18 protein-coding genes are annotated in these 18,911 nt (G+C 39.7%); 17 read left to right on the top strand and 1 reads right to left on the bottom strand.

Going from position 1 to position 18,911, the window contains the following annotated elements; translation table 11 throughout:
- The first annotated feature begins 4 nt into the window (after nucleotides 1-4).
- From CYK55_RS04750 to CYK55_RS04805, 12 genes are all read left to right on the top strand, one after another.
- A complete protein-coding gene (locus CYK55_RS04750; protein ID WP_126134012.1) occupies nucleotides 5-694 on the top strand; it encodes an amino acid ABC transporter permease in 690 nt (229 codons plus the stop codon).
- 13 nt (nucleotides 695-707) lie between these two features.
- Nucleotides 708-1,442 (top strand): amino acid ABC transporter ATP-binding protein, encoded by a 735-nt coding sequence (locus CYK55_RS04755; protein WP_034688425.1) that lies wholly within the window; start codon nucleotides 708-710, stop codon nucleotides 1,440-1,442.
- Between the two features lie 311 nt (nucleotides 1,443-1,753).
- Nucleotides 1,754-2,281, top strand: a complete 528-nt coding sequence (locus CYK55_RS04760) for a YqeG family HAD IIIA-type phosphatase (protein ID WP_010735865.1) — start codon at nucleotides 1,754-1,756, stop codon at nucleotides 2,279-2,281.
- Nucleotides 2,278-3,387 carry a ribosome biogenesis GTPase YqeH gene (yqeH, locus tag CYK55_RS04765; RefSeq protein WP_034688423.1) on the top strand — a complete coding sequence of 370 codons (1,110 nt, stop codon included), beginning with the start codon at nucleotides 2,278-2,280 and terminating at the stop codon, nucleotides 3,385-3,387. Before CYK55_RS04760 ends, yqeH begins: the two co-directional genes overlap by 4 nt.
- Before the next feature lie 15 nt (nucleotides 3,388-3,402).
- Nucleotides 3,403-3,714: a ribosome assembly RNA-binding protein YhbY gene (yhbY, locus tag CYK55_RS04770; RefSeq protein WP_019724120.1), complete on the top strand. Its 312-nt coding sequence runs from the start codon at nucleotides 3,403-3,405 to the stop codon at nucleotides 3,712-3,714.
- A 12-nt stretch (nucleotides 3,715-3,726) separates the two neighbouring features.
- A complete protein-coding gene (locus CYK55_RS04775) occupies nucleotides 3,727-4,374 on the top strand; it encodes a nicotinate-nucleotide adenylyltransferase (protein ID WP_034688420.1) in 648 nt (215 codons plus the stop codon).
- The gene (gene yqeK, locus CYK55_RS04780) at nucleotides 4,364-4,948 is read left to right on the top strand and encodes a bis(5'-nucleosyl)-tetraphosphatase (symmetrical) YqeK (RefSeq protein ID WP_034688419.1); all 585 of its coding nucleotides are present in this window, start codon (nucleotides 4,364-4,366) and stop codon (nucleotides 4,946-4,948) included. The genes CYK55_RS04775 and yqeK overlap by 11 nt, the downstream gene beginning before the upstream one ends.
- A gap of 24 nt (nucleotides 4,949-4,972) precedes the next feature.
- Complete coding sequence (rsfS, locus tag CYK55_RS04785; protein WP_034688417.1) at nucleotides 4,973-5,326, top strand: ribosome silencing factor; 354 nt, start codon at nucleotides 4,973-4,975, stop codon at nucleotides 5,324-5,326.
- Between the two features lies 1 nt (nucleotide 5,327).
- Nucleotides 5,328-6,089 carry a class I SAM-dependent DNA methyltransferase gene (locus CYK55_RS04790; RefSeq protein ID WP_034688416.1) on the top strand — a complete coding sequence of 254 codons (762 nt, stop codon included), beginning with the start codon at nucleotides 5,328-5,330 and terminating at the stop codon, nucleotides 6,087-6,089.
- Nucleotides 6,090-6,166: 77 nt separating this feature from the next.
- Complete coding sequence (locus CYK55_RS04795; RefSeq protein WP_034688414.1) at nucleotides 6,167-7,348, top strand: nucleotidyltransferase; 1,182 nt, start codon at nucleotides 6,167-6,169, stop codon at nucleotides 7,346-7,348.
- A 98-nt stretch (nucleotides 7,349-7,446) separates the two neighbouring features.
- Entirely contained in the window at nucleotides 7,447-8,166 is a 720-nt protein-coding gene (locus tag CYK55_RS04800; protein WP_034688412.1) for a YebC/PmpR family DNA-binding transcriptional regulator, read from the top strand.
- 468 nt (nucleotides 8,167-8,634) lie between these two features.
- Nucleotides 8,635-9,273 carry a hypothetical protein gene (locus CYK55_RS04805; RefSeq protein WP_019724515.1) on the top strand — a complete coding sequence of 213 codons (639 nt, stop codon included), beginning with the start codon at nucleotides 8,635-8,637 and terminating at the stop codon, nucleotides 9,271-9,273.
- A 200-nt stretch (nucleotides 9,274-9,473) separates the two neighbouring features.
- Here CYK55_RS04805 and helD read toward each other — a convergent pair whose 3' ends face one another.
- Nucleotides 9,474-11,756, bottom strand: a complete 2,283-nt coding sequence (gene helD / locus CYK55_RS04810) for an RNA polymerase recycling motor HelD (protein WP_034688410.1) — start codon at nucleotides 11,754-11,756, stop codon at nucleotides 9,474-9,476.
- 196 nt (nucleotides 11,757-11,952) lie between these two features.
- Here helD and CYK55_RS04815 point away from each other — a divergent pair, with 196 nt between their 5' ends.
- The 5 genes from CYK55_RS04815 (at nucleotide 11,953) to CYK55_RS04840 (ending at nucleotide 18,823) form a co-directional block, all read left to right on the top strand.
- A complete protein-coding gene (locus CYK55_RS04815) occupies nucleotides 11,953-13,761 on the top strand; it encodes a heavy metal translocating P-type ATPase (RefSeq protein WP_034688408.1) in 1,809 nt (602 codons plus the stop codon).
- Between the two features lie 110 nt (nucleotides 13,762-13,871).
- A complete protein-coding gene (locus CYK55_RS04820) occupies nucleotides 13,872-14,051 on the top strand; it encodes a 2-hydroxymuconate tautomerase (RefSeq protein WP_034688406.1) in 180 nt (59 codons plus the stop codon).
- A gap of 324 nt (nucleotides 14,052-14,375) precedes the next feature.
- The gene (thrS, locus tag CYK55_RS04825; protein WP_126134013.1) at nucleotides 14,376-16,310 is read left to right on the top strand and encodes a threonine--tRNA ligase; all 1,935 of its coding nucleotides are present in this window, start codon (nucleotides 14,376-14,378) and stop codon (nucleotides 16,308-16,310) included.
- A 1,112-nt stretch (nucleotides 16,311-17,422) separates the two neighbouring features.
- Nucleotides 17,423-17,698 (top strand): VOC family protein, encoded by a 276-nt coding sequence (locus CYK55_RS04835; RefSeq protein ID WP_235186315.1) that lies wholly within the window; start codon nucleotides 17,423-17,425, stop codon nucleotides 17,696-17,698.
- 279 nt (nucleotides 17,699-17,977) lie between these two features.
- Complete coding sequence (locus tag CYK55_RS04840) at nucleotides 17,978-18,823, top strand: MurR/RpiR family transcriptional regulator (protein WP_034688402.1); 846 nt, start codon at nucleotides 17,978-17,980, stop codon at nucleotides 18,821-18,823.
- Nucleotides 18,824-18,911: the final 88 nt, after the last annotated feature.

The raw sequence follows: 18,911 nt of genomic DNA on the forward strand, positions 1-18,911 counted from the left end.
CAGTGTGAATTTTTCGTTTTTAGATAAGTACTTACCTTATTTTTTATCCGGCGCGGTCGTTACGATCGTCATTTCGATCTTGACAGTCATCTTTGGTACAATAATCGGCTTAGCCATGGCATTGATGAAGCGCTCAAAGATCAAGCCTTTGAATTGGTTAGCTAATAGTTATATCGAATTACTAAGAGGCACACCGATGTTATTACAGATCATGATCGGATTCATCTTATTGCAACGTTTCTTTCCAGCGCTGGATTGGTCCGTGGGGATTTTAACGATCGACTTAGGGCGTTTGATACCAGGAATCATCGTATTATCACTGAACTCTGGGGCGTATGTTGCTGAAATCATCCGTGGAGGAATTACGGCTGTTGATATGGGACAAACAGAAGCTTCGTATTCACTAGGCTTACGTCCTATACAAGCGATGCGTTATGTCATTTTTCCACAAGCGTTGAGAAATATTCTGCCACCATTAGGAAATGAGTTTGTAACGTTGATCAAAGATTCTTCTTTACTGACAGTGATCGGTATCAATGAATTGATGGGATCTGCTCAAATCGTTATCTCAAACTCCTATATCCCATTGGAACCTTATTTTATTGCCGCAGGGTTATACTTCGTTATGACCTTTGTCACATCGCGGTTGTTGAGTAGTTGGGAGAAAAAACTCGGAAAAGGATATCAACGTTAGGAGAGAATGTGATATGGAAAAATCAATAGTAACGATCAAACAGCTAAGTAAATCATTTGCAGAAACAGAAGTATTGAAAGGAATTACTACGACCATTTCCGCAGGGGAGGTCGTGGTAATCATCGGTCCTTCAGGTTCAGGAAAAAGTACGTTTCTCCGTTGTTTGAATCTACTCGAATCTCCTACAGCTGGTACGGTGGAGTTTGAGGGGAGGGATATCACACACAAGCAACACGATATTTTTAAAACAAGAGAAAAAATGGGCATGGTTTTTCAACAGTTCAATCTATTTCCCAATATGACAGTATTAGAAAATATCACCTTATCACCAATCAAAGTGAAAAAAATGCCTAAGAAAGAAGCCGAGGCGATCGCTTTGGAATTATTGGCAAAAGTTGGTTTGTCAGATAAAGCCACCGCCTACCCATATTCTTTATCAGGTGGGCAGCAGCAACGGATAGCGATTGCCCGAGCGTTGGCAATGCAACCAGACGTCATGTTGTTCGATGAGCCCACTTCGGCACTTGATCCAGAAATGGTGGGTGAGGTGCTCTCCGTTATGTTGCAACTAGCACAAGAAGGGATGACGATGGTCATTGTCACTCATGAAATTGGCTTTGCAAAAGAAGTGGGGGATCGGATCATTTTTATGGATCAAGGGCAAATCCTTGAAGAAGGAACACCTGTCGAAGTATTTGAACGAACCAGTCATCCTCGGACGATCGATTTCCTAGCAAAAGTCTTATAGTAAGAAAAGATATACGATATAGGTAGATTTAGATGTTTTTTTCGAGTCTGCCTGTAGATGATGATGTTAGTCCTCAAGCAATCCGCAAAAATGAATACAAAGAATACCTTTGAAAAACAGCAACCAACTTCTTAAATAATAAGAAACTATTATAGAAGCTGGTTGCTGTTTTTTGGCACTGATTACTTTTGTCATAACTATAGGGAAAAGGTTTAATGTATAGAGGTAGTTTTTTTTTAGATTTTACAGTATAATATGGGGTTGAGGAGTACATATCGTGCTCCTTCATTTTTTGCAGATGAGGAGACAACATGTTTTCAAATTATAAACCTACATGGATGGTAGAAGCCGTCTATAAAATTACCCCTGCACAACTGAAAAAACTAGGGATCAAAGCCGTCTTGACGGACCTTGATAATACACTGATTGCTTGGAATAATCCAGATGGAACGGAAGAATTGTTCACTTGGATTTTAGAAATGAGAAATGCGGGCATACCAGTAGTCGTTGTTTCTAACAACAACTCAGAACGCGTAGCTCGTGCAGTTAAAAAATTTGAGCTACTTTATGTGGCAAGAGCGTTGAAACCTTTGCCAGTGGGAATCAATAAAGCAAAAAAAATGTTGGATCTGGCAGACGAAGAGATCATCATGATTGGTGATCAGATCATGACCGATATTCGTGGCGCGAATAGTGCCGGTATCCGTAGTGTCTTAGTTAAACCAATCATTGAAACTGATAGTTGGAAGACGAAATTCAATCGGTTCTGGGAACGTAAGATCATGAGTTATTTAGTAAAGAAACATCCAGATATGGATTGGCGAGGTGGCATTGAATGAACGAAGAATTACAATGTATCGGTTGTGGTGTGATGATCCAAACAGAATATCCTGATGAATTAGGTTATACACCAAAAGCAGCACTCGAAAAAGGGTTAGCAACAGGAGATGTTTATTGTCAACGTTGTTTCCGTTTGAGACATTATAATGAGATCCAAGATGTATCATTGACAGATGATGATTTCTTGCAATTACTAAATGAATTAGGTCAAAAAGACGCATTGATCGTCAATGTGGTGGATATTTTCGACTTCAATGGCTCACTGATTCCTGGGTTACATCGTTTTGTCGGAAACAATCCAGTTCTTTTGGTTGGGAACAAAGTCGATATTTTACCTAAATCATTGAAAAAATCAAAAATGATCCAATGGATGAATGAGCGTGCCTATGAAGCGGGGCTAAGACCTGTTGAAGTGTTGTTGACAAGCGCAAAAAAAGCACCTGAAATGACAACACTTCTAAAAAAGATCGAAAAATATCGTGAGGGTCGAGATGTATATATCGTTGGTGTGACGAATGTCGGAAAATCGACATTGATCAATCAAATCATCAAAAATACGGCAGGCGTCCAAGAAGTGATCACAACTTCGCAATTCCCAGGAACAACGTTAGACAAAATCGAGATTCCATTGGATGATGGGCAATTTTTGATCGATACACCAGGAATTATCCATCGCCATCAAATGGCCCACTATTTAGGCAAAAAAGACTTACGTATCATTGCACCGACGAAGGAAATCAAGCCTAAGGTGTATCAGCTGAATGAAGGTCAAACGCTTTTCCTTGGAGGATTAGCTCGATTCGACTTTATAAGTGGCAAACGGGGTTCATTTATTGCTTATGTATCAAATGATGTCAATTTACATCGGACAAAATTAGAAAAAGCCGATGCTTTTTATGAAAAACATGTCGGTGGCTTATTACAACCACCACGTCCGAATGAAGTCAGTGAATTCCCTGAACTTGTTCGCTTTGAGTTTTCTGTAAAAGAAAAGACAGATATCGTCTTTGCAGGACTAGGCTGGATCACGGTAACGGAACCAGCAGTCATCGCAGGCTGGGCACCAAAAGGGGTACATGTGTTAAGAAGAAAAGCACTGATTTAAGAAAGAAGGAAAAACATGAGTTTAAGAGGAAAGCAAAAACGATTTTTACGTAGTCAGGCACACCATCTTCAACCAATCTTCCAAATCGGTAAAGGTGGGATCAATGAAGCAATGATCGTCCAAATCGAAGAAGCACTTGAAAAAAGAGAATTGATCAAAGTATCATTGCTGCAAAATACAGATGAAATCGCAGAAGATGTGGCACAAGTATTAGAACAAGCCATCGCATGTGAAGTGGTTCAGATCATCGGACGCGTGCTTGTTTTATACAAAGCATCATCCAAAGAGAAATATCAACGGATATCTAAAGAAGTACATGCAATCTAAGGAGTGACGAAGATGAAATCGCAAGCGAAATCCTTTGTTCGATCTCAAGTATTTCCAAAAGAAATGCCCCATCTTTACGAGAAAAGAAAACAGGTGGGGATCTTGGGCGGAACTTTCAATCCTGTGCATCTAGCCCATCTAGTGATGGCAGAACAAGTAGGACAGAATTTAGGACTAGACCATGTCTGTTTAATGCCTTCCTATCAACCACCTCATGTGGATGAAAAGCCAACTATACCGGCAGAACATCGCTTAAACATGCTGGAACTTGCGATCGAAGACAATCCTTTTCTAACGGTTGAAACGATTGAAATCGAACGAGGTGGCAAAAGCTATACGTATGACACGATGAAGGCTTTGACTCAAAATAATCCTGATACGGACTACTATTTTATCATTGGCGGTGATATGGTCGAATATTTACCAAAGTGGTACAAAATCGACGAGTTATTGACAATGGTCCACTTTGTCGGTATCCATCGACGTGGGTGTCAAGAAGAAACCCCATATCCTGTGATTTGGGTCGATGTCCCTGAGATTGATCTAAGTTCGACAAAGATTCGTCAAAAAATCCAACAAGGATGTTCCGTCCGTTATTTGATCCCAGATAAAGTCTTGGATTATATTCAGAAAGAAGGCTTGTATCAACATGAATTATAGTACAGATTATACGGCCTATACTCGAGAAATCTTGATGCAAAAAGTCCAAATGAGAATGAGTGAACAGCGCTTCAAACATGTCTTAGGTGTAGAACAAACAGCTATTGCACTTGCTGAAAGGTATGGTTGCTCGCCAGAAAAAGCGAGTATCGCCGCATTGACACATGATTATGCAAAAGAACGACCAGACGATGAGTTTATCTTATTCATCGAACGTGAGCAACTTGATCCAGAGTTATTAGCTTATGGAAATGCGATTTGGCACGGATTAGTCGGTGCATCATTTGTTGAACGAGAATTAGACATCACTGATGAGGAGATCTTACAAGCAATCCGTCTCCATACGACAGGAGCTGCTGAGATGTCCTTACTCGATAAAATCATCTATGTGGCTGACTATATCGAACCAGGACGTTCCTTCCCAGATGTCAAAGAAGCCCGTGAGATTGCCATGATCGATTTAGATGAAGCAGTTGCATTCGAAACCAAACATACATTAGCACATTTAATTGCGCAAGAAATCAAAATTTATCCAAAAACAATTGAAACATATAATCATTGGGTAGCAAAATAGCTGACCCATTAGGAGGAAATCATCATCGATAGTAAAGAACAATTAAAAATCGCTGTCCAAGCAGCAGATTCAAAACGTGCAGAAGATATTTTAGCTTTAGACGTCCGTAAAGTGTCGCTATTAGCTGACTACTTTATGATCTGTTCAGCAAACAGTGAACGTCAGATCAATGCCATCGTGGAAGAAATCATTGAAAAAGAAGAAGAAAGCAAATACGAAGTAAAACGCGTAGAAGGAAAAGAAGGCGGCAAATGGATCCTGATCGATCTAGGTGATTTGATCATCCATGTATTCCATGCCCCAGAACGTGGTTTTTATAATTTAGAGAAATTATGGTCAGATGCGCCACTTGTCGATTTGACTGAATGGTTGGATTAACATGGCCTACGAAACATTTGCCTTTATTTACGATGAAGTCATGGATGACGGGCTTTATGAACAATGGCTCGCATTTTCTAAACGCCATTTGCCTGAAACAACTAAAAACATCCTTGAACTAGCTTGTGGTACAGGAGCATTAGCTGTGGCTTTTGCCAAAGATGGCTACAATGTAACTGGCTTGGATCTATCAGAAGAAATGCTGATGATCGCCAGTCAACGTGCCTATGGAGAAGAAGCAACGGTACAATTTGTTGAAGGGAATATGTTAGATCTATCAGAGAGTGGGCAATACCAAGCCATCACTTGTTTTTCAGATTCTTTGTGCTATATGCAAAACGATCAAGAAGTACAACAAGTATTCGATGAAGTCTATCAGGCACTGGAAGAAAACGGCCGCTTCTTGTTTGATGTCCATTCCGTTTATCAAATCGATCAAGTATTTCCGGAGTATAGTTATCATTATCAAGGAGACGATTTTGCCTTTCTTTGGGACAGTTATACGGGGAAAGAAAAACATAGCATTGAACATTATTTGACATTCTTTGTCGAATCACAAGAAAAAGACGGTACGTTCACACGTGAAGATGAATTACATCAAGAACGTACGTATCCACTAGAAAACTACTTGCGGATGTTAGAGAATAGCGGATTTGCTAAAGTAGAAGTATTCGCTGATTTTACAGACGAAACACCTAACGAAGAATCCAGACGTTGGTTTTTTGTCGCCCAGAAAGAAGAAGGCGAAATCGACGAACTGTAGCGAACAACAAAAAGGAGAGACGGCTGGATCAAAAAGCTTAGTCTCTTCTTTTTTACTAGGCGAAAGGAGAAAAGCGAATGAAAGTATGTGGCATCATTGTTGAATATAATCCCTTTCACAATGGTCATCTTTATCATGTCCAGCAAGCACGAGAACGAACCGGTGCCGACGTAGTGATTGCGGTGATGAGTGGCAATTTTTTGCAGCGAGGTGAACCGGCGATTTTAGATAAGTGGCAACGTGCAGAAGTAGCCTTGAAAAACGGCGTGGATCTCGTGGTTGAATTACCAATCGAGTGGGCAGTACAATCTGCTGATTATTTTGCTAAAGGAGCAGTTCAACTGTTGCAAAAATTAAACTGTGACTATTTATGTTTTGGAACAGAAGATGAAGCGACCTTCGATTATCAAGCATTTGGTCAATTTGTCTTGCACCATCAGGATCAAATCACCAAAGCTTTTCAAGGGTTGCCCGATCAGACAATGAGTTATCCGCAAAAGATGACACAGGTATTCAAGCACGTCTATCCAGAAATCTCACTTGATTTTTCCTCGCCTAATCATATTCTAGGGCTGAGCTATGCAAAAGAAAATGCTACCTATGACCATCCAATGGAACTAGTTCCGATCAACCGTAAAGGGGCTGGTTATCATGATGAAGAATTACCAAAAGAAACAATAGCCAGTGCCACAGCGATTCGTAAAGCATTAACGGAAAATCAATCGATTTCTGCAACAGTTCCCTCAGAGACAGAGAGATTTTTAAAGACAGAAAGTTTGCAAACTTGGACATCTTATTGGCCCTTGCTAAAATATCGTCTTCTTTCCTCCACTGTTGACTCGTTGCAAAAAATCTACCAGATGACGGAAGGTTTAGAGATCAGGATGTTAGAAGCGGCAAAGACAGCTAATACATTTTACGAGTTCGTCGAACAAGTCAAAACAAAACGCTATACGTGGACGAGAATCCAGCGCTTGTCGTGCTACGTGTTATTGAATATCCAAAAAGAAGAGATGAGAGAACAACAGATGCAAGAATACATCCATGTGTTGGGCTTTACAGCAGCAGGTAGAGCATGTCTCAAAAATAAAAAAGCCTTAGGCCTTTTTGCGAAAATAGGCAAAAAAGAAGCGCAAGTGGCGAAACTACTTGTTCGCAGTGATCAAATCTATTGCTTAGGTGGCGAAGTAGCGGAACAAGTATTTGGGCGAAAACCAGTCTTTATCGAAACGATCGAAGAGAAAAAAAGCTTCACATAAACCTGATTCACAAGTATAATGAAACAGGACGTTTTGTGTGTTCCCGCACGAATCAAAAAGAATCTATTCTATATCAAATCAGAAAGCGAAGTGAAACTATGGGACGTAAATGGGCCAATATCGTAGCTAAAAAAACAGCTAAAGATGCAAACAACAGCCGAATTTATGCGAAGTTCGGAATTGAAATCTATGCAGCAGCAAAATCAGGTGATCCTGACCCACACGCTAACCAAAAACTACGTTTCGTCATTGAGCGCGCTAAAACTTATAATGTACCAAAACATATCATCGACCGAGCAATTGAAAAAGCAAAAGGTTCAGGGGATGAAACATATTCTGAATTGCGCTATGAAGGATTTGGACCAAATGGCTCAATGGTGATCGTAGACACATTGACCAACAACGTAAACCGAACAGCCGCTGATGTGCGTGCAGCATTCGGTAAAAACGGCGGAAATATGGGGGTCTCTGGGGCAGTATCTTATATGTTCGACAATACCGCGATTTTTGGTTTTGCCGGTGAAGATGCAGATGAAATCTTAGAATACTTGATGGAAAAGGACATCGATGTACGTGATGTCATGGAAGAAGATGGCCAAATCATCGTTTACGGAGAAGTGCCAGATTTCCACAGTATTCAAGAAGCACTAAAAGAAAAAGGCATCACTGACTTTTCAATTGCGGAGATCCAAATGATCCCTCAAAACGAAGTGACGTTGACTGGCGAAGACTTGGAACAATTCGAAAAAATGATTGATGTATTAGAAGATCTAGAAGATGTTCAACACGTCTTCCATAATGTTGCCTTAGAAGATTAATTGAATAAAGCGGATAAAAGAGGTCGGAACAGAAATGTTTAATCTCGAGAAATAAGGCGCTTGCCACGAAAATTGTTTTTCAAATTTTTGTGGCAAGCGCCTTATTTCTGAAGATATACTTCTGTTCCCACCGTTTATTTGGTTGGAGGTACTAAGAGAGGTCGAATGTCTCGGATATAAAAAAATGAAACAGCTGTTATCCTGTTCGAAAAGTCAATGTCATGTTTCGCTTTCGTACTTTTATTTATACGATTTTTTCGGAGAAGAGAAAATATTGGTGAGGCTAAAAAAGGAGTATATTCATACGACACGAAAGAAAGAGAACAAATACAGAGTAGTTAAATTAAAAATCCTGTGTTATTTGTTACAGTTTTTTTGTGATTTATTATCATTTCTATTTCAACCTGTGTTATTATTAAAGTATCGTGAGTAAACGAATAGTAATTTGATGTAGGCGGGGAAAGAATAATGGAAGCAAAAATTAATCTAGAGCCATTCGAACGTATTCTAAGCGGTTACCAAAAAGTAGAAGAGTTGGCAGTCAATATCACCGATTGCTCGAAGCTTGCACAAAAATATGCACCTTATGGGGTAGAAGGCTATCGTTTAGGAAACTATATAGGCACAGGCTATTTGAATCGTTATCTAGAATGTATGGTTGATCGCGCGCCCATGCTGATCTATAAAAAAAAATATTTGATTCCATTGCTTTTTCGACGTTCTGACTCAGCATTTCAGTTGTTTGAGGAAGATTATCGGATGGAAGCTTTCTTTTTATTATTGGACTGGAGTCTGAAGCATCAACCAGAAAAGATATTGATTGAAACAAGTCAAAAAGTAGATACGAAAAAAGAAAAAGTCATTGATACAGCTTATTTGGCTTTTCGTGTATCAGAAATATTGGATAGTGGGGGTTACCCGATCAGTAATTTCCAAACAGTCGAACAATTTATGGATTGGAATCGTATTTATCGTCTGATCGATAATGGAGGGATTGGTCGCCATAGTAAAGTATTTGACCCAGAATATCCCGAAAATATCGAAGAATTGCGAATGATCGTCTCACTTGTTCGTTTGAAATACCCAAACACAGAATTGATGTTGTGATCGATAGATGAATAAAAAGAGGCAGAGACAGAAGTGTTTAGCCTCGAGAAATAAGGCGCCATCCCCGAAAATTGTTTTTTCAATTTTTTGTGGATGACGCCTTATTTTTTTAAGAGGTTACTTCTGCTCTCGCCGTATATTCAGTTTAAGGTGGTGCGAGAGGACTGATTCCCCTGATGCTTTTTATTTTTAATAACGAATCAATCTAAAGCGAGAGACTCATGAGTTTCAGTAACCAATGTTTGTAGAAAAGAAGCGCCTTTCGCTGATGTAAATAGGATCAATTCATGCATGGCACGCGTACACATTGTATATAAGATTTGTTTGTCATGACTGGAATTAAAATGTGCATCATCGACATTCCATAAAAAGACTCGGTCAAATTCTAATCCTTTTGCTAGATAAGCAGGAAGAAGGATAATCGAACGTTTCATAAAATCAGACTCATCAGCAATCAATTGGACTTGATCTTTCAGTGATACAGGCAAATGTTCATAGAGTGCTTCACATTCAGCAATCGTTTTACCAATGATCGCGGTACGCCAATATTTTGCTTGCTCTTTCGTGTCAATGATCGTTTGTTCCAACCAGTTGATTTTGCTTGTAGATGAATCACTTTGGACGATCAACGGTAGGCGACCTTCACGAGCCGTTGTTTCCACAAGATTGTCGTGAGCTAAGAAATGATTGGCAAAATCAGTGATTTGCTTCGTGGAGCGGTAGCTCGTCGTCAATTGGAATTGGGTCACTTCTTTCTCTGGGAAAAGCGATTCTAACGAACCAGTGATCGTCTCATTCCCAAAAACATTTTGGTTCAGATCCCCACAAAATGTTAGATTTGCAGTTGGGTAGATTGATTGTAGCAATGCGACCTGCGAAGGAGCAAAATCTTGCATTTCATCAATGAAAATATACCTTGCCTTTTGTGCGACTGATACAGGATGGATTCGACGCATCAATAGGAAGTACAAGACGGCATCTTCCTGTGGCAATTCTCTTTTCCGCAAGTTCATTTTGACTTCTTTTAGATGTTCGTTCCAAGAAGTTTCGCTGATTCCATGGGCGGTTAACATAGTTTTAGGAATCGTTTGTAAAAAGTGAAGAAACTGTTTCGGTAAGTTGACGAATTGATAATGTAAAATTCCTCGATGAACTTTACGGAATCTTTTTTTCACGATTTGATTCGTGAGTTTTTTACGCAATGATTTTTCTTTTTGTTCCGTGTATTCTAAATTTGGATCGGTTGCGTATAGTTCTTGAAGTTGTTCTTCCGCAAGTTCTTTAACCCATTTCTGACGGGTTTCATCCTTTTGCAGACCGCCTAATTTTTTCAATAACTTTGTCTGTAATAAAGATAGACGTTGATGCAATGGAAGTAGTTCATTGGTTTCTTGGTACCATCTTCGGATCGCTTCTTTGGATAGGATCGTTCGACCGTTGATTTTCATCTCACGGAACAATGGCCCAAAATCAGTGATCGTCTGGATGTAAGTCTCAAGGTGATCAACGAAAGTCAATCCGGCCTTCAACGTTTTTATCGGGTCATCGGCACCAGAAAGGAAACCGATTTCTTGTTGTTCTTCTTCAGTCAACTCAAATTCAGGAACCAATTGCTGTAAATAATTTTTGAATGTTTGTGTTGGAACACCACTTTCACCAAGAGACGGTAAAACAGTGGAGATGTAATCAGAAAACAGATGGTTTGGTGAGAACAATAAGACGTTCTCAGCATCTAGCCATTTCCGATTATGATAAAGGATGAATGCGATACGTTGAAGTAATGCCGAAGTCTTACCGCTTCCAGCAATTCCTTCGATCAGCATCACTTTACTGTTGGTGTCACGGATGATGGCATTTTGTGCTTTTTGGATCGTCGATACGATGTTTTTCATGTGAGCACTTGATGCGTCATCCAAGATTTCTAATAGAAAATCATCATTGATGACTTCAGATGTATCGACCATGGAGACGATTTTTCCTTCAACGATTTTAAACTGTCGTTTCAAGAGAAGTTCGACGCCGATTTTTTCGACATCTGTTTCATAAAAAGCAGGACCGATTTCTCCTTCGTAATACAGGTTAGCGATCGGTGCACGCCAGTCGATCACGATGGTTTCTTCTTCTGTATCTCTCAATGAGGCGATGCCAAGATAGAGAGTTTCTTTTTCCGTTTCTTCTTTGAAATCGATACGAGCAAAGTAAGGACTTTCTTTCATTACTTCCAATGTTTGCAGACGTTTTTGTTGAGATTCTAATGTGTGGTATTTTAAAAGCAATTCTTGTTCATGTTGGCGGTATTCGACCACTGACTCATAAAAAGACTCGTTGGAGCCGCTACGTATTTTGTGATTAGCTGTTTCTTTTGTGGAGTCATTCATTTTTTCAGTCAAGTCGCTTAATTTGCGATTCAATAGGCGTTGTTCAAGCTGGATCATTTGTGTGGTTTCTTCCACATGCTGTTGTTCTAATTGTCTTTCATTCATTGCATCGTTTACTCCTTCCGCCGTAAATAACGAATTAAAAGTATAGCACAGTTTGACTAAAAAAGGTACACAAGTGAGTTAACTAAAAATAAACGTAAAACTACATGAGAGTGATAGTTGTTTTCATTTAGGGGTTTTTAGTTTTAATGGCTTTAGAGAACAGGTATTCTAAATGTGGAGAAAGGAGCTGAACAAAATGACACATTTTAAAAAATTTGCGATGACATTACTGATTGGAGCGGTGGCCCTCATCAGTGAGTTTATGTTCGATCGTCCTCGCCTTGCGTTTATGATTATTGCTATCACTGGTGGTACACTCGCCTTCTTGATGTTTGTCGAAATGATCAAAACGCTGCGTTCAGGGAAATATGGGGTCGATATTTTAGCGATTACAGCTATTGTTGCGACATTGCTCGTCAATGAATATTGGGCGAGTTTGATGATTTTGATCATGTTGACAGGTGGCGAAAGTTTGGAAGACTATGCGCAAAAAAAAGCAGGTCAGGAATTGCAGTCCCTATTAGATAATACGCCAAGAACTGCCCATAAACTGCAAGGAGATCAACAACTTGATGTTGCGGTAGACACACTTGAGATCGGCGATTATCTGGTGATCAAACCAGGAGAAATCGTTCCAGCTGACGGACGAGTGATCATGGGGGAATCTACTTTTGACGAAGCATCACTGACTGGAGAAGCAAAACCGATGAGCAAGAAAGTCGGTGATGAATTGATGTCCGGTTCGATTAATGGAGACTCATCTGTCAAAATGGTGGTTGAGAAACGGGCAGAAGATAGCCAGTATCAATTAATTATCAAACTAGTAGAGGAATCGAAAGAAAAACCCGCACGTTTTGTCCGTCTAGCAGATCGTTATGCTGTTCCTTTTACTTTGATCGCTTACTTGATCGGCGGAATCGCTTGGTGGGTCAGTGGTGATCCTGTACGCTTTGCGCAAGTTTTAGTTGTAGCATCGCCATGTCCATTGATTTTGGCTGCACCTGTTGCTCTAGTAGCGGGAATGAGTCGTTCAAGTAAAAGTGGCATCGTTGTCAAGACTGGTACCGCTGTGGAAAAATTAGCAGAGACTAAAACGATTGCCTTTGATAAGACAGGAACGATCACCAAAGGAATACTTGAAGTAACTGGTGTCGCTCCCGTTCAAGGGTTTTCAGAAGCGGAATTATTACGTGTGGCGGCGAGTGCGGAACAAGGCTCAGCCCATATCTTGGCCCGTTCCTTAGTTCGAGCAGTTCCCCAATTGTTACCAGTCACTGATTTAAAAGAAATCTCAGGGCAAGGGATTAGCGCTACGGTTGATGGCTTGCAGGTTAAAGTAGGGAATGCACGCTTTATTGATGTTCCGGAAGCTGAAACAGACAGGACTGCGATCTATGTGGCGATTGATGAAAAATATGCCGGTACGATCTACTTTTCAGACACAATCCGTCCAGAAGCAAATAAAACAATCGCTCGCTTGAAAGCTCAAGGCATCACCGACTTACTGATGGTGACTGGGGACGGTCGTACGGTTGCAGAAGCAATTGCCGAGGAAGTTGGCTTGACCGAAGTTCATGCTCGTTGTTTACCACAAGATAAATTAACGATTTTAACTAGTATCCCCAAAGAAAAGCGGCCTGTCACGATGGTAGGAGATGGTGTCAATGATGCTCCTGCCTTGACTGTCGCAGATGTAGGCATCGCCATGGGCGCACATGGCTCAACTGCTGCAAGTGAAAGCGCAGATGTCGTCATTTTGAAAGATGATTTAGAACGAGTGGCAGAAGCAGTGATGATTTCTAGAGAAACGATGAAAGTAGCGAAACAATCTGTTTTGATTGGTATTTTTGTCTGTGTCTTTTTGATGATCGTTGCCAGTACAGGAGTTATTCCAGCATTGTTTGGCGCGATGCTTCAAGAAGTTGTGGATACAGTTTCCATTTTAAGTGCGTTACGTGCCAAAAAACCAGTGAAACAACAACATACCATGATCACACAAAATTAAAGGCAAAATGATAAAAGAGACTTTTCAGCAAAATCTTTTTGCGGTATGATGCAAGGAGAGAAGCAATAGTTGATCAATAAAAAAATGAACGATGAAAGGAAGTTGAGAACATGCCATTCGTACATGTTGAATTAGTCGAAGGACGTAGCCCAGAACAATTAGAAAATATGATGAAAGATATCACCGAGGCTGTCCATAAAAATACGCAAGCACCAAAAGAACACATTCATGTAATTATCAACGAAATGAAAAGAGGCACGTATGGTGTCAATGGTGAATGGAAAAAATAAGTGAATTCGAGACTTGATTTTTTGAAATAATAATGGTTAAATAAACACATAGATGATTGATGAGAAAGACAACTGAATTTGAGAGTCTTCGACAAGAGAGGAAAAGCTAGGCTGAAACTTTTCCAGGAGAAAACCAAAGGATGACCACTTTCGAAACCTTTGTTGAAACAGAGGCGGTCGTACCGTTATCACGCTTGAGGAACACGCATGTCGTATTCAAAATTAGGTGGAACCACGAATTTTTCGTCCTAGTATCTGTACAGATACTAGGACTTTTTTTATTGGTGGCGAAGCTAAAAATGGAAATTTAAAGGAGGAACCTCTATGATAAAAATGACATTTCCTGATGGTGCAGTCAAAGAGTATGCGCCAGGGATCACCACTGCAGAAATTGCAGAAAGTATTTCTAAAAGTTTAGCTAAAAAAGCCTTAGCTGGAAAAGTGAATGGCGAACTGATCGACTTGAACCGCGGGATCGAAGAGGATGGCTCAATCGAGATTGTGACACCTGATCATGAAGACGCACTTGCTTTGATTCGTCATTCAAGTGCTCATTTGATGGCACAAGCCATGCGCCGTTTGTATCCAAATATCCACTTTGGTGTAGGACCAGCAATCGATTCAGGATTTTACTACGATACTGATAACGGTGAGAGCCAAGTCAGTGCAGAAGACCTACCAGCGATCGAAGCGGAAATGATGGCGATCGTCAAAGAAAATTTGCCGATCGAACGTCGTGTGTTATCAAAACAAGAAGCATTAGAAATCTTTGCAAGTGACCCTTACAAAATCGAACTGATCAGCGAATTACCAGAAGACGAAGTGATCACTGCCTACCAACAAGGAGAATTCATCGATTTATGTCGTGGCCCACATGTTCCATCAACTGGTCGTATCCAAGTCTTCAAATTACTATCTGTGGCAGGGGCTTACTGGCGTGGAAATTCAAATAACCAAATGATGCAACGTGTTTATGGAACAGCATTTTTTGATAAAAAAGCGTTAAAAGAGTTTATCCAAATGCGCGAAGAAGCAAAAGAAAGAGACCATCGCAAACTAGGAAAAGAGCTAGATTTATTCATGGTAGCACCTGAAGTTGGCTCTGGTTTACCTTTCTGGTTACCAAAAGGTGCAACGATCCGTCGTACGATCGAACGTTACATCGTAGACAAAGAAATCAGCTTAGGCTATCAACATGTGTATACACCGATCATGGGGGACGTAGAGTTATACAAAACTTCTGGCCACTGGGATCATTACCAAGAAGATATGTTTCCACCAATGGATATGGGAGATGGCGAGATGCTCGTACTACGCCCAATGAACTGCCCACATCATATGATGGTCTACAAAAATACAATCCATTCTTACCGTGAGTTACCGATCCGTATCGCAGAACTAGGTATGATGCACCGTTATGAAAAATCAGGTGCATTGTCTGGTTTACAACGCGTACGTGAAATGACATTGAATGACGGACATACATTTGTTCGTCCAGACCAGATCAAAGATGAATTCAAACGTACGTTGGAGTTGATGGTCGCAGTTTACGCTGATTTCAATATTACAGACTATCGCTTCCGTTTAAGCTACCGTGATCCAAACAACACAGACAAATATTTTGACGATGATGCAATGTGGGAAAAAGCACAGATCATGTTAAAAGCTGCGATGGATGAAATGGAACTTGACTATTTTGAAGCGGAAGGAGAAGCAGCCTTCTATGGACCAAAATTAGATGTTCAAGTTAAAACAGCATTGGGAACAGAAGAAACATTATCAACGATCCAATTAGACTTCTTATTACCAGAACGCTTTGATTTGACTTATGTAGGAGAAGATGGTGAAAATAATCATCGTCCAGTTGTTATCCACCGAGGCATCGTTTCAACAATGGAACGCTTTGTGGCATACTTGACAGAAGTATACAAAGGTGCATTCCCAACTTGGTTGGCACCGATCCAAGCAACGATCATCCCAGTTTCAGTTGATGCTCATTCAGATTACGCTTATGAAATCAAAGAACGTCTACAAATGAAAGGCTTGCGTATAGAAGTCGACGATCGCAATGAAAAAATGGGCTATAAGATCCGGGCTTCACAAACGCAAAAAATCCCATACCAAATCGTGGTTGGGGATAAAGAAGTGGCAGATGCAACAGTCAATATCCGCCGATATGGTAGTAAAGAGACTGCCGTAGAGGACTTGAATATCTTTGTCGATGCGATGACAGAAGAGGTTCATAATTACAGCCGTTAAACTGGGTGTGTAAGCAAACTAAAACCTAATAAAAAAAGGAAGGACAAAAGATTGTTCCTTCCTTTTTTATGTGGGCCATTCTTACACACGTGAAAACGCTAAATCAAGCTAAAATAAATGCATCAGAAAAATAAAGGGGAATGGAAGAGCATGTATCAACCAATCCAACCTCACCATCTGTTTTAGCAGTCGTATAAAGAAAAGATAGATTATAGAGAAACGTTTCTCCCGGACTTAGCAGATGTCTTGTTGTATATGTGGGAATCTATTGCAATTGATTTCAGTGGTACGGTCAACGATGTGAACATCGCCGACGGTTGCATTGATTTGCTTGTCAATGTTTTGGCGCAATCTGTTTTCGATACTGGTTTAAGTAAAACGGACTTCAACTTTCTCTCAAGGTTGCCCGAACACTATATTGGTTTTCGCTTAAAGCAAGCCGTTTTTTTTTGTCTTAACTGGTCGAGAAGCAACAGCAGCGATGGATCAAGTGTTGTTCATTGAAGAAGTAGATGTTAGGTTTGATACATCCCTTTTTTTACGCTCACGATTGAAGAAATGAAAGAATCACTGATCAGCTATTTGTCCGGATTAGCTAGATGTATCTCTTCGACGGAATACATTCAGTTATTTGAAAAACTATATATAAAAAAATTAGCTTCCCCACAAGCATTATACGAATATATGAGACTTAGTCCAAGGCATGTCCAACGGCTATTCAAAAAGCAGTACGGTCTCATCCCAAAATTGGCTCTATCGACCCATAGTTTGACCATTTTATTAAAACAACCTACTGATTGAAGGGAGCTTGTTGGAAATGATTATGACCACTCCCATTTTATCAATGAGTTCAAAAAAAATTGGCCTCACACCCATTGAGTTTGTTAAGTTGAATGAGCAGCGAAAAATGTCGCTTCTATCCAATACGTTACTAACCTAAGTTGCTACAATGAAACTAACTTAAAAAAGAAGTGGTCAATAGATGAACTTTAATTAGGCAAAATTGGGTTGTTGATTCAAAAAATTATGGGGAATGCTATGATTTTTACACAAAAAAATCAGGATAGGTTCCTACATGGGGAGATATAAAAAGTCCGTATACGTCATTTGCTATGGCAACAGGAGAACCTAACTGTTTTGATATAACGTTAGCAAAAGAAATGTCTTTGGTTAAAGGGTATATACAGTATGCTGAAAATGGAGTCTCTGATACAGTGGTGATCACATTACCTACGAAGGGTATCCAAAAAGAATATAAGAAGTTAACCGCAAATGGGGTCACTTTTTTAGGTGAACCACAGAAAATAGAGGCTTGGAGAGGATTTATCAGTGCCTACTTTAGGGACCCAGAAGGCAATTTGTTTGAACTGGATGACAGTATTAGTTGATGTTGTATATTGCTTCTTTTATTTTTTTCTTTAAGATGGGCAAACTGTCTGATTCTGTGAAATTCCATAAATGATAAGTCAAATGAAACCAAGATTAGAGTGTGACATGTTGCCACTTATATCTTGGCTTTTTTAGCGATTGATTTTTAGGAATAACAGTAATCGGTTGAGCAGGTAGAGAACAAAGGATATTCTCTATTTTCTTGTTTAGTATGAGAATTGTTTGCCTTTGAGTATGATATAATGACATAGACATTTAGAAAAAGGGATGTGTATGAGATGAGCGTAGTGAGTCGCATTGAAAGTATGATGAATGACTATTCTTCTGCTGAAAGAAAACTAGCAGATTATATCGTCACACATGTAGAAAAAATACCAACGATGACAGCCAATGAGTTAGCAGAAGCGGCGGGCCTGAGCGCTCCCACAGTTGTTCGTTTCTCCAAAAAACTTGGCTTTCAAAGTTTAACGGATTTTAAAATCACTATTTCCACCGAATTACAAGCAGGTATCGTGGAAGGATTCAGCGATATTGAACCAAATGAATCATTTTATTCGATCAAACATAAATTAGGGAATAATGCGCAAGTAGCGATCAAAGAAACCGTGGATATTTTAGAAGAAGAGATGATCCAACGTGTCGTTGAGCGTCTGGAAGAAGCACAAACAGTTTACCTATATGGTGTGGGCGCTTCTTCTTTAGTCGTTGAGGATATCCTCCAAAAATGGTCTCGTGTAGGAAAACCAATCATTTTTGAAAAAGACATCCACGTCTTATTGCCACAATTAGTGAGTAATGAAACAAAAAAAGTCCTATGGCTTGTCTCTAACTCAGGAAACAGTAAAGAAGTGGTGATGATCGGACAGTTAGCCAAAGAAATGGGAATCGATGTTATCGCATTGACTCAATTTGGAAATAACCGATTAAGTAAATTGGCCGATGTCGTTGTCCAGACATCAAGACCAAAAGAAATCACGAACCGAAGTGCAGCAACTAACTCATTATTGGCTCAATTTGCAACGATCGATATCATTTTTTATCTTTATATGGCAAAGAATGAAAAATTAACTGAGAAAGTCACTCAAACCAAAGAAGTAATCAAAAATTATGTCAAACAAAAATGAAATAACAGATGATAGTTTTCCACAATGTCATATTTGTTCCCATTGTTTCACAGTAAAAGAAAACTTTATTTTCAAAAATAACCATATT

The organism is Enterococcus mundtii (genome assembly GCF_003957375.1).
Taxonomy (GTDB): Bacteria; Bacillota; Bacilli; order Lactobacillales; family Enterococcaceae; genus Enterococcus_B; species Enterococcus_B spodopteracolus.